13 protein-coding genes and 4 pseudogenes are annotated in these 15,459 nt (G+C 53.5%); 12 read left to right on the forward strand and 5 right to left on the reverse strand.

Annotated features, from left to right (window positions below; genetic code table 11):
- Window positions 1-206: 206 nt before the first annotated feature.
- The 4 genes from pip to cysK all read right to left on the reverse strand — a co-directional run bounded on the left by pip (window position 207) and on the right by cysK (window position 4,155).
- Entirely contained in the window at window positions 207-1,145 is a 939-nt protein-coding gene (gene pip, locus EZJ17_RS03040) for a prolyl aminopeptidase (RefSeq protein ID WP_151086085.1), read from the reverse strand.
- Between the two features lie 879 nt (window positions 1,146-2,024).
- Window positions 2,025-2,378 carry a hypothetical protein gene (locus tag EZJ17_RS03045; RefSeq protein ID WP_067444547.1) on the reverse strand — a complete coding sequence of 118 codons (354 nt, stop codon included), beginning with the start codon at window positions 2,376-2,378 and terminating at the stop codon, window positions 2,025-2,027.
- Window positions 2,379-2,592: 214 nt separating this feature from the next.
- Window positions 2,593-3,054 (reverse strand): prokaryotic membrane lipolipid attachment site family protein, encoded by a 462-nt coding sequence (locus EZJ17_RS03050; protein ID WP_067444550.1) that lies wholly within the window; start codon window positions 3,052-3,054, stop codon window positions 2,593-2,595.
- 162 nt (window positions 3,055-3,216) lie between these two features.
- On the reverse strand, window positions 3,217-4,155 hold the full coding sequence (gene cysK, locus EZJ17_RS03055) for a cysteine synthase A (protein WP_067444553.1): 939 nt from the start codon (window positions 4,153-4,155) through the stop codon (window positions 3,217-3,219).
- Between the two features lie 215 nt (window positions 4,156-4,370).
- Between cysK and EZJ17_RS03060 the strand changes: the two genes are divergently transcribed.
- The 6 genes and pseudogenes from EZJ17_RS03060 to EZJ17_RS03085 all read left to right on the forward strand — a co-directional run bounded on the left by EZJ17_RS03060 (window position 4,371) and on the right by EZJ17_RS03085 (window position 9,334).
- On the forward strand, window positions 4,371-5,330 hold the full coding sequence (locus tag EZJ17_RS03060; protein WP_067442479.1) for a beta-ketoacyl-ACP synthase III: 960 nt from the start codon (window positions 4,371-4,373) through the stop codon (window positions 5,328-5,330).
- Between the two features lie 280 nt (window positions 5,331-5,610).
- Window positions 5,611-6,108, forward strand: coding sequence for a YbhB/YbcL family Raf kinase inhibitor-like protein (locus EZJ17_RS03065; protein WP_003822962.1), 498 nt, complete (start codon window positions 5,611-5,613; stop codon window positions 6,106-6,108).
- Between the two features lie 329 nt (window positions 6,109-6,437).
- Window positions 6,438-7,655: a uracil-xanthine permease family protein gene (locus tag EZJ17_RS03070; RefSeq protein ID WP_067444556.1), complete on the forward strand. Its 1,218-nt coding sequence runs from the start codon at window positions 6,438-6,440 to the stop codon at window positions 7,653-7,655.
- A gap of 77 nt (window positions 7,656-7,732) precedes the next feature.
- Window positions 7,733-8,257, forward strand: a complete 525-nt coding sequence (locus tag EZJ17_RS03075; protein ID WP_067442477.1) for a DUF3465 domain-containing protein — start codon at window positions 7,733-7,735, stop codon at window positions 8,255-8,257.
- 88 nt (window positions 8,258-8,345) lie between these two features.
- The gene (locus tag EZJ17_RS03080) at window positions 8,346-8,918 is read left to right on the forward strand and encodes an RDD family protein (protein ID WP_067442475.1); all 573 of its coding nucleotides are present in this window, start codon (window positions 8,346-8,348) and stop codon (window positions 8,916-8,918) included.
- A gap of 19 nt (window positions 8,919-8,937) precedes the next feature.
- Window positions 8,938-9,334: pseudogene (locus EZJ17_RS03085) on the forward strand (DUF1841 family protein).
- Between the two features lie 281 nt (window positions 9,335-9,615).
- On the opposite strand, the gene mgtE reads toward EZJ17_RS03085, so the two are convergent.
- Window positions 9,616-11,037 carry a magnesium transporter gene (gene mgtE / locus EZJ17_RS03090; protein WP_067442472.1) on the reverse strand — a complete coding sequence of 474 codons (1,422 nt, stop codon included), beginning with the start codon at window positions 11,035-11,037 and terminating at the stop codon, window positions 9,616-9,618.
- Window positions 11,038-11,474: 437 nt separating this feature from the next.
- On the opposite strand from mgtE, the pseudogene EZJ17_RS03095 reads away from it, so the two are divergent.
- From EZJ17_RS03095 to EZJ17_RS03120, 6 genes and pseudogenes are all read left to right on the forward strand, one after another.
- Window positions 11,475-11,846: pseudogene (locus EZJ17_RS03095) on the forward strand (NADH-quinone oxidoreductase subunit A).
- Window positions 11,825-11,967, forward strand: a pseudogene (locus tag EZJ17_RS03100) (NADH-quinone oxidoreductase subunit B); the annotation flags it as partial. The pseudogenes EZJ17_RS03095 and EZJ17_RS03100, both read left to right, overlap by 22 nt.
- Window positions 11,961-12,080: pseudogene (locus EZJ17_RS03105) on the forward strand (NADH-quinone oxidoreductase subunit C); the annotation flags it as partial. The pseudogenes EZJ17_RS03100 and EZJ17_RS03105, both read left to right, overlap by 7 nt.
- 57 nt (window positions 12,081-12,137) lie before the next feature.
- Window positions 12,138-12,296: a hypothetical protein gene (locus EZJ17_RS10510; protein WP_231868066.1), complete on the forward strand. Its 159-nt coding sequence runs from the start codon at window positions 12,138-12,140 to the stop codon at window positions 12,294-12,296.
- A 94-nt stretch (window positions 12,297-12,390) separates the two neighbouring features.
- The gene (gene miaB, locus EZJ17_RS03115) at window positions 12,391-13,716 is read left to right on the forward strand and encodes a tRNA (N6-isopentenyl adenosine(37)-C2)-methylthiotransferase MiaB (RefSeq protein ID WP_151086090.1); all 1,326 of its coding nucleotides are present in this window, start codon (window positions 12,391-12,393) and stop codon (window positions 13,714-13,716) included.
- A gap of 100 nt (window positions 13,717-13,816) precedes the next feature.
- Entirely contained in the window at window positions 13,817-15,307 is a 1,491-nt protein-coding gene (locus EZJ17_RS03120; protein WP_067444559.1) for a subtype B tannase, read from the forward strand.
- Window positions 15,308-15,459: the final 152 nt, after the last annotated feature.

A 15,459-nucleotide genomic window follows, 5' to 3' on the forward strand; every position in this document is an offset into this window, starting at 1 on the left:
GGTGGTTAATGCAGGCTAGCGGCAGCGTTAGCCTAAAGATTGCTGATAGCTTGCTGCACTATGTTGGGAGCGTGTTGGTTAGCATTCATTGCCAGCAAAATGATAGCAGTTCGTTGCTAGACATGATTGGCGTTAAATCAAAGAGGCTACCTGAAACAGTAAAACGGTTTTCAGGTAGCCTCATCGCGTGTGCTCAGTAGTGTAAATCAAGCGCCGAGCCGTTCGGCAAATTCATCGGTGACCTGCACTAGGGCATCGGCGATGGCAGGGTTTTGGGCGTAGTGGCCGCTTTGGATAATACGCAAATCAGCCTGCGGCAGTGCCTGCTTCAAATCCCATGCACTGCGGGTGGGGGTGCAGAGGTCGTAGCGTCCTTGCACGATGATGGTGGGGATATGCTGGATTTTGTGGGCGTTGGCCAAGATGGATTTGTCGCCCTGCAACCAGCCTTGGTGCATGAAATAGTGGTTTTCAAGTCGTGTGATAGACAAAGAGGCTTGCGGGTCTTCGTCTACCGGTTTGGGGTCGAACCAAATCAGCCAGCTTTCCCAATCTGCCCAGGCTTTGGCGGCAGGCAGATGCACGGCGGGGTCGGGCGAATTAAGCATCCAATAATAAGCCTCTACCAACGAGCCGGCACGTTGCTCCGGCGGCACGGCGGCTAAATAGCGTTGCCACTGTTCGGGGTAAATCATGCTTACGCCGCCTTCTTCGCTCAGCCAATTAATTTCAATTTGGCGGCAGAGGAAAATACCACGCAAAATCAAGCCACGTACACGGTCGGGATAGGTTTCGGCATAGGCGAGAGAAAGGGTGCTACCCCATGAGCCGCCGAATACCAGCCAGCTCTCGATGCCAAGCATTTTTCTTACTTTTTCAATGTCTTCAACCAAATCCCAGGTGGTATTTTCACGAGTTTCGGCATAAGGGGTGGATTTGCCGCTGCCGCGTTGGTCGATAATGATGACACGGTATTTTTCCGGATTAAAAAAACCCCGGCAAGCCGGACTAGATCCAGCGCCAGGGCCACCGTGCAGGAAGATAACAGGGATGCCTGCGGGATTGCCGCTTTCTTCCCAGTAGATTGTGTGGAGCTCAGATACAGGCAGCATGCCGCTGCGGAGTGGTTCTTGAATCGGATACATAAACTTCTCCTTAACTTCTCCTTAATTCAGAATTTGGACAGATATCGGTATTGCCTAACAGATGCTCATCGATATCTATGCGCCATTTGTTATAAATGGTTTTAGGTATATCATAGGGAGAATGATACACCATTTCGTTCACCTTTAAAATTTAGTAAAGATTTGTTGTATCAAGGTGGTTTAATAGACTGATAATTGTGCTGGAAAATCAAATAGAGACGAGGGTTGTGCGCTGTGTGTGGCTTAAGCAGCTTTATTTATGTATAGTGAAACCCTTAACCAACTGCTACGGGGTTAATTCGCTTTGTTGTACTCTTGTACTGTCTGCGACTCACTGCCTTGTGTCAGTTAATTAGGGACTCTATAACTATATGAGAAATGTGTTTCGGCAATATTGAAGAAACAAAATAAAAGATACTGTTACATATCTTGTCAAATTTTCACTGTGTAAATGTTGGTTAAATAGCCGCATCTTTATTGATTTTTCGGCGTATTTTGTCCCTTGCAAAGCGGCAACCATTTAGCTGCCGCGCTTCGCTTGGCGGCAACCTGCCTGCCTTTACCTCCTACGGAGCTAAAGGCATTCAGGCTGCTTGTATTTGCGGGTCGTAGGGTCTGCCACTCTTTAAGACGGTAAAACAGTACACCAACAACTTGCGCATAATGGCGCAAACAATCTGCTTGCCCGTCTTTCCGGCGGATTTCAACCGATTAACAAACGGCTGCCATTCCGGCAAACCCGCCCTGCCTATCTTTTATTCGGCCTCCTACGACCAGCTACCTTTCACGGCATCCATTGGGCGGGGGTACTACAAAACTACTCAAACACTTCAAACTTTGCATTTGCCGTTACATGTGCTAACTGCTCAACGGCTTCAATCATATTCGCCAATGGTGTTTCAAGAAGTTACTGCGCAGGCTGTTGAAGCGGCGCTGTGCTTCTTTCGGACATTTGACGTCATCGGCAAAAGTCAACGTTAAAAATCCAACGCGTTCTATTCCGTGGCGGTCAATAAAAGATTTGACGTTGAGTTGCAGCACATAGGCTGATTTGCGGTGGGCAGTTGTGAACTCATTCAGCCGAACCTGTGCAGTTTCGGCATTATCGGCCTGACTGCCCCATTTCGCGGGGGCTGTTTTCGGCTCGATTGAGTTGTTTCTATTTAGACAAGGAAGGCTGCGGCTCGCTTCGCTTGCCTTGCCCTGCTCCATCATCTGTTGCTTGAGTTTCATAAAAAATCGCCCTTGGTCTATGACACAAGGGCAATCTTTGCTTACTCGAATGCAGGCTGGCTATCAAGCAACCGCCTAAGATACTGTTCAGATTGGGTTTTACTGCTCGCCCCTGTTGTCGGGGCGTAATATAAGGCTACCTGAAAACGCAGCGCAGCAGAGTTTCTGCAGAACTAAAACTTTCAGATAACCTTTGCCGATTCGTGCAGCTTGTTTATTTCAGCGGCTGCATATTCATCACTTCCATCAGGAAGTTGGTGAACGCGGGGTTGGTTGGGCGGTTTTGCATGTTGGGCCAACGTTGTTGCCAGCCTTGCAGGGCGTTGCGCACGAAGATTTTAGATTGTTCGGGTGTGATGCGGCCTTGCTGGCTCTGCACGGCGGAGCGCAGGTAGATTTCATACATGCTGTCGTCCACGCTGTTGCGGCCGACTAAGTTGATGCGGAAGCGGTTGAGTTGTTGCGCGGCCTGGGTTTTGGTTATACGGCCTTTGTTTACTTCGTAGCCCAAACGGGTGGCTTCGTTACGGATTTTAGCCACATCGCCCCAATGATTGGCGGCTAGGGTGTAGTGTGGTGAGGCCTGTGTGTTTTGGCGTGTGCTGTTTGGGGAGGAGAGAAGGTTGCAGCTGCTGAGCAGGCCGACAACGAGGAGGATTGGGATATATCTTTTCATTTTTTGACTTAAAGGTAACAGTTCCATTGATGCAGCTAACTATAGGGAAAATCTGGCGGTACGGCAAGTTTTTGGCTATTTTGCAGACAAATTTGCAACATGCCGGCAGGTGTGAAATACGAGAAAAGCCGCAGCAATGCGGCTTTTCACAGTAGGCTTGCCTTAGGAGGCGAGGTCTTCAAACAGCGGGGTGGAAAGATAGCGTTCGCCGTTGGAAGGCAGAACCACTACGATGAGTTTGTCTTTGTTTTCTGGGCTTTTCGCCAGCTCCAAGGCAGCCCAGATGGCGGCGCCGGAAGAGATGCCCACCAAGAGGCCTTCTTTAGCGGCGGTATCGCGGGCGGTATCGAAGGCAGCTTGGTTGGTCACGGTAATCACACCATCGTAGATTTCGGTGTTCAGGGTTTGCGGCACGAAACCTGCGCCTAAGCCCTGAATCGGGTGCGAGCCTTTTTCACCACCGCTCAATACGGGGGAAGCGGCAGGCTCAACTGCATAGGCCCGCAGTGAGGGTTTGTGTTTTTTCAGCACTTCGCTCACACCGGTGAGCGTGCCGCCGGTACCCACACCAGAAACGAAAATATCAACTTGGCCGTCGGTGTCGCGCCACACTTCTTCGGCAGTGGTACGGCGGTGGATTTCGGGGTTGGCGGGGTTGTCGAACTGGCGCGGCATAAAGTACTGGCCGGGGTGGGCGTTCACCAGTGCTTGGGCTCGGGCGATGGCGCCGGGCATACCTTCTGCGCCGGGGGTAAGGATGAGCTCGGCGCCGTAGGCGCGTAGCAGTATTTTGCGCTCCTTGCTCATGGTTTCCGGCATGGTGATGACCAATTTATAGCCCAAAGCGGCGCAAACCATAGCTAGGCCGATACCGGTGTTGCCGCTGGTGGCTTCCACAATAATGGTGTCGGGTTTGATTTGGCCTGCTGCTTCGGCGGCGCGGATCATGGAGATGGCGATGCGGTCTTTCACGCTGCTGCCGGGGTTGAAGTATTCCAGCTTGGCGGCCACTTTGCCGGGCAGGCCTTCGGTGAGGCGGTTGAGGTAAACCAGCGGGGTGTTGCCGATTAAATCAACGATGTTGTTGGCGATATTGCTCATTAGGGGCTCCTGTGAAGTGTGAATTGGATACGGTGCGCATGATAATGGTAAAGCCGCAGGCAAACAAATAATTTGTTTTTGTATCTTTATATTAAAAAGGCATATGCAATGGCGGTATTTCGCATGAAGTTTGGATAAATCATGAGACAAACCCGTCGGAAATCTTTAAAATACGCCGTTTCCCAGCAGTAGATTAACCTTAAAGCGACACACTCATGACCTACGCCAAAATCCTCGGCACCGGCAGCTACCTGCCGGCCAAAACGCTCAGCAACGACGACCTCGCCAAAATCGTGGACACCTCGGACGAGTGGATTACCACCCGCACCGGCATCAAAACCCGCCACATCGCCGCCGACAACGAAAAATGCAGCGACCTGGCCGTGGCCGCAGCCCGCAAAGCGCTGGAAGCCGCAGGTGCGGAATCCGCCGAAGTTGACCTAATCATCGTGGCCACCTCCACACCCGATATGCAGTTCCCCGCCACCGCCACCATCGTGCAGCAGAAGCTCGGCATCAGCGGCTGTCCTGCGTTCGACGTGCAGGCCGTGTGTGCCGGCTTTATGTATGCCATCACCACCGCCAACGCCTACATCAAAAGCGGCATGGCCAAAAAAGCCTTGGTAATCGGTGCCGACGTGTTCAGCCGCATCATGGACTGGACCGATCGGCGCACCTGCGTGCTGTTCGGCGACGGCGCCGGCGCCGTGGTGCTCAGCGCATCGGACAAACCTGGCATTCTGCACAGCAAACTCTTGGCCGACGGCAGTTACGGCCATCTGCTGCAAACCCCCGGCCAGATTGCCAACGGCGCCGTTTGCGGCACACCGTTTTTGCAGATGGACGGCCCCGGCGTGTTTAAATTTGCCGTGAAAGCGCTGGCCAAAGTGGCCGAAGACGTGATTGCCGAAGCCGGCCTCATCCCCGAGCAAATCGATTGGCTGGTGCCGCACCAGGCCAACTACCGCATTCTGGAAAGTACTGCCAAACATCTCAAACTCGGCATGGAAAAAGTAGTGCTCACCGTGCAGGATCACGGCAACACCTCCGCTGCCTCTATTCCCCTCGCCCTCGACTGGGGCGTGCGCCACGGCAGCATCCAACGCGGCCACACCCTGCTTTTGGAGGGCATCGGCGGTGGCTTCGCCTGGGGCGCGGTACTGGTAAAATATTAGGCTTGCAGCTGCCTATTAGACACCAAGAAAGGCTACCTGAAAGTTTCAGGTAGCCTTTTGCGTGGGTATCGGCAAGCATAAGCAGGGCATTCATGCCCAATATCGACATTATTATTTGATCAGCACAAGCGATTGAAACGGAGATAAAACCTACTGCTACTGGTTTGCAGCTAGCCTCCGGTACAATTAAGGCTGGCTAAAATCCTTGCTGGCTGGTGAGTCTGTGATATGTGCTTTAATTTGCGGTTATAATTAGCTTATCCAACCACAGGAGAACACCATGAAAGTCAGCACTTCCGCCATCCAAAACGGCGCATTCGCCGACCGCTTCGGCAAACGCGGCAGCCAATTCAGCCCCAACGGCATGCCTACGTATTCCATCCCGTTTGAAATCAGCGATGCCCCGCCCGAAACCCAATCTTTCGCCGTGGTGTTGGAAGATAAAGATGCCATTACCGCCAGCGGCTTCGTATGGGTGCACTGGCTGATTGCCGACCTCACCCGCACTTCCGTGCCGGAAAACGACAGCCAAACGGCTCAAGATTATGTGCAGGGTGCCAACAGCTGGGCCAGCGTGTTGGGGCAGCTCGATTTGGAAGAAGCCTCCGCTTATGGCGGCATGGCACCGCCCAACTGCCGCCACCGCTATGAATTGTTTGTGTATGCGCTCGACACCAAGCTCAACCTGCCGCAAGGTTTCCGCTACAACGACCTGCACTTCGCCATGCGCGGGCATATCTTGGCCGAGGCCTATGCGGTGGGCACTTATGATGTGTGAAATGAAGCGGTAAACAAAGGCTACCTGAAAACGCAACGCCGTTGCTGCGCAGCTAAAAGTTTCAGGTAGCCTTTTGTATGCCTACGTGTGGGGACACAGTGTGTTCCTACCGGTTTCAGGTAGCCTCCAAATAGCATGGCAGGCTACCTGAAAATTATATGGCGGATTGACTTGGCTTGGGTTGCAGCATTGTCTTGCCTTTTCTTTTGCTGGAGTGGTTTTGAGCCAGCAGGATTTTCATATTTTCAGGTAGCCCAAGCGATGCGGACGCACAGGCTCTCGGGTATAATCCAGTCCGTTTTGCCGACTGAATTTTTCGAGGAGGAGACATGTTCCAATCTTTTAAAACCGCAGTGGCGGGGGCGCAGATTTTGTTTGTGGCCTTCGGCGCAATGGTGCTGGTGCCGCTGCTCACAGGGTTGAACCCGGCGATGGCGCTGTTGGGCGCGGGCATCGGTACGCTGCTGTTTCAGGCGCTGACCGGCCGCAAGGTGCCGATTTTTCTGGGTTCGTCGTTTGCGTTTATCGCGCCGATTATTTATGCCATGCAGGAATGGGGCATGGGCGGCACGATGTTCGGGCTGTTTGCGGCGGGCTTTATGTATTTTGTGTTTGCCGCGCTGATTAAGTATTTCGGGCTGCCGATGGTTAGTCGATTGCTACCGCCGGTGGTGATCGGGCCGGTGATTATGGTGATCGGGCTTTCGGTGGCGGTGGTGGCCAGCAGCATGGCGATGGGGCAGGCTGGCGGCAATCAGGTGCTGGATTACACCCATTCGCTGCTGCTTTCTGGCTTCACGTTTGCAGTAACCGTGATGGTGGCGGTGTTCGGCAGCAAGATGATGAAGCTGGTGCCGATTTTAATCGGGGTGTCGGCCGGCTATTTGATGGCCTTGGCCATGGGCATGGTGGATACCGCGCCGATTGCGGCCGCGCCGTGGTTTGCCGTGCCGCATTTCCATTCTCCGCAGGTGAATTGGCAAGCCGCGCTGTTTATGCTGCCGGTGGCGATTGCGCCGGCGATTGAGCACATCGGCGGCATCATGGCTATCGGCAAGGTAACCGGCAAGGATTATGCCGCCGAGCCAGGGCTGCACAGAACGCTGGCCGGCGACGGCCTGGGCGTGTGCGTGGCCGGCCTGATCGGCGGCCCGCCGGTAACCACTTACGGCGAGGTAACGGGCGCGGTGATGCTCACCAAAAACAGCAATCCGGCCATCATGACTTGGGCGGCCATCTTCGCCATCTGCATGGCATTTTTCGGTAAATTCAATGCTTTCCTGGCTTCGATTCCGCTGCCGGTGATGGGCGGGGTGATGATTCTGCTGTTCGGCACGATTGCTTCGCTGGGGCTGAAAACGCTGATCGATGCGCAAGTAAACCTGATGCAGCCGAAAAACCTGGTGATTGTGAGCTCGGTGCTCACCGTGGGCGTGGGTGGCATGGAAATGAAGCTGGGCAGTTTCAGCTTCGCCGGCGTGGGCTTGTGCGCGCTGCTGGCGATTCTCCTGAGCCTGCTGTTGCCCGATGTGCGGCATGACGATTAATCTGTTTGAGGCTACCTGAAAACGCCGCTTCCATAAGCTCAAACTTTCAGGTAGCCTGCCAACCAATCCAAACAACAATGAATAAGAAACAAAACAAATGGCTGTGGCTCTTGGTGTTGCTCGGCATCGTCGCCTATTTCCACTTTGCCGAACAGCCAAAATCCAAGCCGGAGCAGGGTGCGGCACAGCCGCAAACCGCCGTAGTCGAGCAGGCGCGTGTACCACACCGAAATGCTGCCCAACCTGCTGCCGAACCGGGTGCTACAGACGGCGCTGAACTGATTGTCCAAGCCTTTGCCGAGCAGCGCAGCGATGTGCAGGTGAGCGGCAGCGGCAAAGTGCACCGCACTCTGCCCGACGATACCCAAGGCTCGCGCCACCAGCGTTTCATCATGAAACTCTCCAACGGCCAAACCGTATTGGTGGCACACAATATCGACCTCGCGCCGCGCATTCCGCGTTTGCAGCGCGGCGATACGGTGGGCTTTTCCGGCGAATATGAATACAACGCCCAAGGCGGCGTGATCCACTGGACGCACCACGACCCGGCCGGCCGTCATGCGGATGGCTGGTTGGAGCATAATGGTCAACGGTATCAGTAGCAGCATTCAGGCTACCTGAAAACAGCAGGAGACAGGTTTTCAGGTAGCCCCGTAAGCAAACCGTCAGACTAATCAGAAAGGAAAAATTATGCGGGATTTTCGTAAACCAAACTTCAATAGTCAGATAGGCGAAGAGATCAAACAAGTTTTCCGTTCCGCCGTTTTGGAAGACGAACCGTTTGACGAAGACGGCATCAATGTAGAGCTGGCGGCGCCGTGGCGGCGGATAGCTGCAGCAGCATTGAACCTGTTGATACTGCTGCTGTTTACCATCGGTGTCGGCTTTATTGTTGGCCTAGTCGGCAGCCTATTTGGCAGCAATTTCGGCAACCCTGCCCTCATCGGCTATGGCACGATGCTTACCTATGTGATTGGGCAGGCCATGTTGATGGCCAATAGCGGGCAGAGCCTGGGCAAACGCATTATGGGCATTCGCGTGATTAGCGAAGACGGCAGCGAGCCCAGCTTGGTGCAATACCTTCTATTGCGCGAAGCCGTCATTCTGCTGCCGTTGGCCATCTTGCTGAAATTCATCCCGCTTATCGGTGGCATGCTATCCTTGGTGGTGGCTGCTGCCTGCATCCTCATGATGTTTATGGAAGACGGCAACCGCCGCACTGGGCAGGATATGTTGGCAAAAACCTTGGTTATCCGCGATTAGGCGCCAAAGGCTAGCTGAAATGTATGATGTAAACACACACGACGTACGCCGCTTTTTTGCCGACGTATGGCGGCAATGCCTTGCCTCGCTGCAACTGGACGTTGGAGCAGGGTGAACCCAGCCCATTTCTACTCCTTGCACCTTTCGATACAATAGTAGAGCGATATCGACCAGCCGCTCGGCATCCGCGCCATACACCACGAGCTGCAAGGCCGTTATGCCGGCGACTGGATGCGTGCCGGACACGATATGATGGACGCGCTGGCCGAAAAACCATCTGGAGCGCGCAGCGCAACGGGCAAGGGCTGGATGTGAACCTCTATATGACCCGCCTGCGCCAACTGGTTGGCTTGGGGCAGGAAGACCATGCCCGCCTTAATCCGCATGAGGTGGCAAAGATGGAAACGGGGCATTAGCCAACTGTATTGAGTTAAAGAGAAAGGCTACCTGAAAGTGCCGAGGGGTTTTCAGGTAGCCTTTTTTTAAATTGAAGTGGCTATCGCCGTATGGTTGAGGATAACTAAAATACTTACTTCTTCATGCGTTGTTGGCTCGTCTAGCCGTACTACTTAGTACTACCTATGGACCACCGCCTTGCATGAAACATAATTGTTGCAGCTATAAGTTTTCTGTCGCTAAATTTTTCAGGTAGCCTTTGTGTGGTAGGAAAAGGCTACCTGAAAATTTGAACTTGGTGTCAAAGCAAAAAGATTGTAGCCAGCCCGAGGAAAATCAGGAAGCCGCCGGAGTCGGTAACGGCGGTAATCAGCACCGAGCTGCCCAGTGCCGGATCGCGGCCGAGTTTATCCATGATTACCGGAATCAGCACACCCACGGTGGCGGCGAGCAGCAGGTTTAGCGTCATGGCGGCTACCATCACTAGGCCGATACCGATGTTTTTATACAGCAGCCAGGCCACCACGCCCATCACGCCGCCCCAAATCACGCCGTTGATCAGCGCCACGCCCACTTCTTTGCGCAACAGGTGCAGCGCCTGGCTACCTGAAAGCTGTCCCATGGCCATGGCACGCACGATCATGGTGATGGTTTGGTTGCCGGAGTTACCGCCGATGCCGGCCACAATCGGCATTAGTGCAGCTAGGGCGACAATTTGAGCAATGCTGCCTTCGAATGCGCCAATCACACGGCTGGCGAGAAAGGCGGTGCAGAGGTTGATGGCCAGCCACATCCAGCGGTTTTTCACGGAATCAAGCACGGGGGCGAACAGGTCTTCGTCTTCCTGCAAACCAGCCATGTTCAACATATCGGCTTCGGTTTCTTCACGAATCACGTCCACCATTTCGTCCACGGTCAGGCGGCCGATGAGTTTGCCATCGGCATCGGTCACGGGCGCGGTTACCAAGTCGTAACGCTCAAACGCTTGCGCGGCTTCTTCGGTGTTGTCTTCGGGGCGGAAGCGCACAATATCGCGCGCCATGATGTGCTCGACGATTTCGTCGGGGTCGGCCACGAGGAGCTTGCGGATGGGCAGCACGCCTTGCAAGACGTCGTTTTCGTCGACTACGAAGATTTTGTCGGTGTGGTCGGGTAGGCTCTCGAAGCGGCGTAGGTAGCGCATCACCACTTCGCAGGTAACATCAGCGCGGATGCTCACCAGTTCGAAGTCCATGATGGCGCCCACTTGGTTGTCGGCAAACGACATGGAGGCCTGTACTTTGGCGCGTTCGTCTTCATCCAATGATTGCAGGGCTTCGGCCACTACTTGGCGCGGCAGGTCGTCGGCCAGCTCGGCTAAGTCGTCCACGTCCATGTCTTCCACGGCGGCCAGGATTTCCTGCCGTTCCATGGTTTCAATCAAAGATTCGCGAACGACATCAGATACTTCCAAAAGAATGGTGCCATCGCTCTCCGGCTCAACCAGTTTCCACACCAACAGGCGCGATTGCAGCGGCAGCGATTCAAGCACGGCGGCAATATCGGCTGGATGCAGCTCGTGCAGAATTTCGATGAGCTCGGCCAGGCAGCTGTTGAGATAGGGATTATCCAGCACGCTTTCGGGCCGGATGGTGTTGGACACCGGCAGCAGGGCATCGGCCAGTTCGTGAATACGGCTGATGTCGATCTGCGGTTGTTCGGAAGAGGGCAGTAGGGTAGGCATGCGCACTCCTTACCGTGCATCACGGTAATGGCGCACGGGAGAAATCAGGAAGAATAAATAAGGGAAAACAAAATCGGATGGGAACCGGAAGGATCCATAAGTTTGGCGCCCCAATCTGGCATCAATAGCAAACCGGCGTATTCTACACGTTTTTGCACTGAGGCGACAAACTGCTTTCAGGTAGCCTGCGGCAGGGAAATCATGCGCTATATCCATACATTTTATATGGCCAAACTTATGACATTGATTTAAATCAAAACTGTATGGAGGGCAAAGGGTTTTTGCTTGCGTTATTCTAATATAGAAAATCATTATCATCATATACTATATTAGTAACATTATACTTTTTATCCTACTTACTTTGAATGTGGTAAGAATTTAGTTCTAATATGAGATGGTTTTACCTGCATTTTTATGTATATTTCAGAGTACAATCTATGTTGGCTAACTATTTTTCCGTACTTATCTTTAATTTTAGTTGGTCTGATTGCTGGCGTGCCGTGTATCCTGCTGGGCACCAGGCGCCACCATGCCTGAAAAAGACCAGCCGTTTGAATGCGGCTTTGAGGAGTTTGAAAATGTGCGCATGAAGTTTGATGTGCGTTGTTGCTTGATGGTGATTTTGTTCATCCTGTTCGATTTGGAAGCAGAATTTATGATTCCATGGGCAGAGGTGTTCAAAGATTTGTTGGCGCAGTTGAGGAAGTTTGCCTTCTGGTCGATGTTTGTCTTCATCGTCGTGCTCGGCGTAGGCTTTGTGTATGAATGGAAAAAAAGAAGCACTGGAATGGGAGCAGAATGCATTCTGAATTAAAGGGTTCATCATCCCCAGTGGGGATACTGTGCTCAACTATGTGTGCATTGGTTCGCTGTGGCCCGTAACCTTCGGCTTGGCTTGCTGCGGTGGAGATGACACACGCCGGTACAGCATCGTCTTCGAAAATCATCCCGACTTGTGCCACATTCTTGCCAACTACGGCTTCGTTGGCCACTACTTCTGCAAAGGCTTCTCTATTTCCGGTTATGTCAAAATGCGTTACGATTAAATCGAAAGACGCGTTATGCACTAAAAACATTCTAAACCGACATTAGGCAGGGCGATGACTGCGGCCATGTATCTGCTGTTGCTGGTGGCCTTGGTGTGTGCCAACCTGCTGTTTGTTATGCAGCGCTGGTTTGGCCTCAAAAGGCTACCTGAACTCCTTCGATTTGGCAGGAGTTCAGGTAGCCTTAAATCATGCTACATCATTTTGTTTTAATTCCGCCTTTTCATCCCACGGCGCACTGCGTATAATGCCGCCTCCGCAAACCATCAGCCCCGCAATTACGGGACACCTGAAAGAAGAACAAACCATGAAAAAAGTTTATATTCGCACCTTCGGCTGCCAAATGAACGAATACGACAGCGACAAAATGCTCGCCGTCCTCGCTGAAGAACACGGCGGCATCGAGCAGGTTGCCGAGCCGGACAACGCCGACATCATCCTGTTTAACACCTGCTCCGTGCGCGAAAAAGCGCAGGAAAAAGTGTTTTCCGACCTCGGCCGCATCAAACCCATCAAACAGAAAAATCCCAATGTGATCATCGGTGTGTCAGGCTGCGTCGCCTCGCAGGAAGGCGCAGCAATTATTGAGCGCGCGCCTTATGTGGACGTGGTATTTGGCCCGCAAACCCTACACCGCCTGCCCAAAATGATTGTGGATAAAGAAACCACCGGCCATTCGCAGGTGGATATTTCCTTCCCCGAAATCGAAAAATTCGATCACCTGCCCCCCGCCCGTGTGGACGGCGGCAGCGCGTTTATCTCCATCATGGAAGGCTGCTCCAAATATTGCAGCTTCTGCGTGGTGCCCTACACACGCGGCGAAGAATTCTCCCGCCCGCTCAACGACGTGCTCACCGAAATCGCCGGCCTGGCACAGCAAGGTGTGAAAGAAATTAACCTGTTGGGGCAGAACGTGAACGCCTATCGCGGCGAAATGGACAACGGCGAAATCTGCGACTTTGCCGCCCTGCTGCGCATCGTCCACGAAATTCCCGGCATCGAACGGCTGCGTTTTACCACCAGCCACCCGCGCGAGTTTTCCGATGCCATCATCGAATGCTACCGCGACCTGCCTAAGCTGGTGTCGCACCTGCACCTGCCGATTCAGAGCGGTTCCGACCGCGTATTGAGCGCGATGAAACGCGGCTACACCGCCTTGGAATACAAATCCATCATCCGCAAACTGCGCGCCATCCGCCCCGACTTGTGTCTGAGCAGCGACTTCATCGTCGGCTTCCCCAGCGAAACCGAGCGCGAGTTCGAGCAAACCTTGAAACTAGTGAAAGACATCGCCTTCGATTTGAGCTTCGTCTTCATTTACAGCCCGCGCCCCGGCACGCCCGCCGCCAACCTGCCGGACGATACGCCTCACGAAGAAAAAGTGCGCCGCCTCGAAGCCCTGAACGAAGTCATCGAAGCGGAAACCGCCCGCATCAACCAAACCATGCTCGGCACGGTGCAGCGCTGCTTGGTGGAAGGCGTGTCCAAAAAAGACCCCGACCAGATCCAAGCCCGCACGGCGAACAACCGCGTGGTGAATTTTACCGGCGACGTGTCGCTCATCAACCAAATGGTAGAGATCGAAATCACCGAAGCCTTTACCTTCTCGCTGCGCGGCGAACTGGTAGAGTAAATAACAGGCTACCTGAAAAATGTTTGGCGAACGTTTTCAGATAGCCTGTCAGCATTTTAGGCGTACAATCACGCTTTTCGAGCATGTAGAAAGGGATGACATGATGAAATTCAAACCCGCCCTGTTGGCCGGTATCTTGGCGCTGGCTTGCGGCAGCGGTGCGGCAAAAACCATCGAAGTCAGCCAAGGGTACGGCCTCGATTTCCGCACTCAAAACTACACCCGCCAAAGCACCGTAGTAAACGGCCAAACCGTAGCCTATCGTGCCTATGAAAATATCGTGTATGTGGCTAATCCGGCCGACAGTGCTTATCAAACTATCAATATCTACATCCCCGAAGCCTATTTCAACGGCGGCAGCATCAATGGCTACACCGCGCAAACCGCGCCCATCTTCCTGCCCAACCAAATCGGCGGCTATATGCCGGCCAAAGCCGGTGTGCCGGGGAAGGGTGGTTTCGGCCCAAGCAAAGAAGGGCAGGTTGACGCCATGCAGGCTGCTTTGGCCAGAGGATATGTGGTGGCCTCGCCTGGTACGCGCGGCCGCACCGCCGCCACCGGCAAAGCGCCTGCCGCGATTATTGATTTGAAAGCAGCCGTACGTTACCTGCGTTTCAACGATGCGGTGATGGCCGGAGATGCCGAAAAAATTATCTCCAACGGCACCAGCGCTGGCGGTGCTTTATCTGTGTTGCTCGGTGCCAGCGGCAATCAGGCCGACTACGAGCCCTATCTGCAACAGCTTGGTGCCGCTCCGGCCAAAGACCATATTTTCGCCGTTTCCGCCTATTGCCCGATTTCCATTTTAGATCATGCTGATGCTGCCTATGAATGGCAGTTTAATGGTGTGAATGACTACCAAAAAATGGATATTTCCATGATCGATTACCATGTTGAACGCAAATTGGTAAACGGCACGCTCACCAACGAGCAAATCCAAATTTCAGGTAGCCTTAAAGCCCAATTCCCAGCCTATGTGAACAGTCTGCACCTGCGTGATTCGCAAGGCCGGGCACTGCGGTTAGACGCGCAGGGCAACGGCAGCTTCAAAAACTATGTTGCCTCCTTCCTGCGCTGTTCAGCCCAAAGCCAGCTGGATGCAGGCAAAGACTTGAGCAGCCGCAACTGGCTCACTATCCGCAACGGCAAAGTGAGCGCAGTGGACTTTGCCGCCTATGCCCGCGCCGCCGGCCGCCAGAAAACACCGCCCGCTTTCGATGCGTTGGATTTGAGCAGCGGCGAAAATCAACTGTTCGGCACCGCTACCACCGACAAACAGCACTTCACTGCCTTCTCCTACCAACACCGTACCAATGCGCAAGCCACCCTGGCTGACCCGCATACTGTGAAGCTGATGAACCCGATGCACTACATTAGCCGGCACACCGTGCCACAGCATTGGCGCATCCGCGTTGGCACTGCCGATAGCGATACCTCGCTGGCCATAGCTGCTATCCTCACCGCCAAGCTGCAAAACAGCGGCAAACGGGTGGACTTCGCCCTGCCGTGGGACGTACCGCACAGCGGTGATTACGACTTAGACGAACTGTTTGATTGGATGGATAAAACCGTACGCCGGCCGCGCGGCTAATCCCTTAGGCTACCTGAAAAATGTTCGACAGACGTTTTCAGGTAGCCTTTATAACGCGTCAAACACAAAACAAAAGAGATAGAGGCTAGCTGAAAATTAAACCAGAGCCAGATCCCGTCAGAAACCTTTCAACCCTTTTCCCAACCCAACCC

It is taken from the genome of Eikenella exigua, assembly GCF_008805035.1.
In the GTDB taxonomy this organism is placed as follows: Bacteria; Pseudomonadota; Gammaproteobacteria; order Burkholderiales; family Neisseriaceae; genus Eikenella; species Eikenella exigua.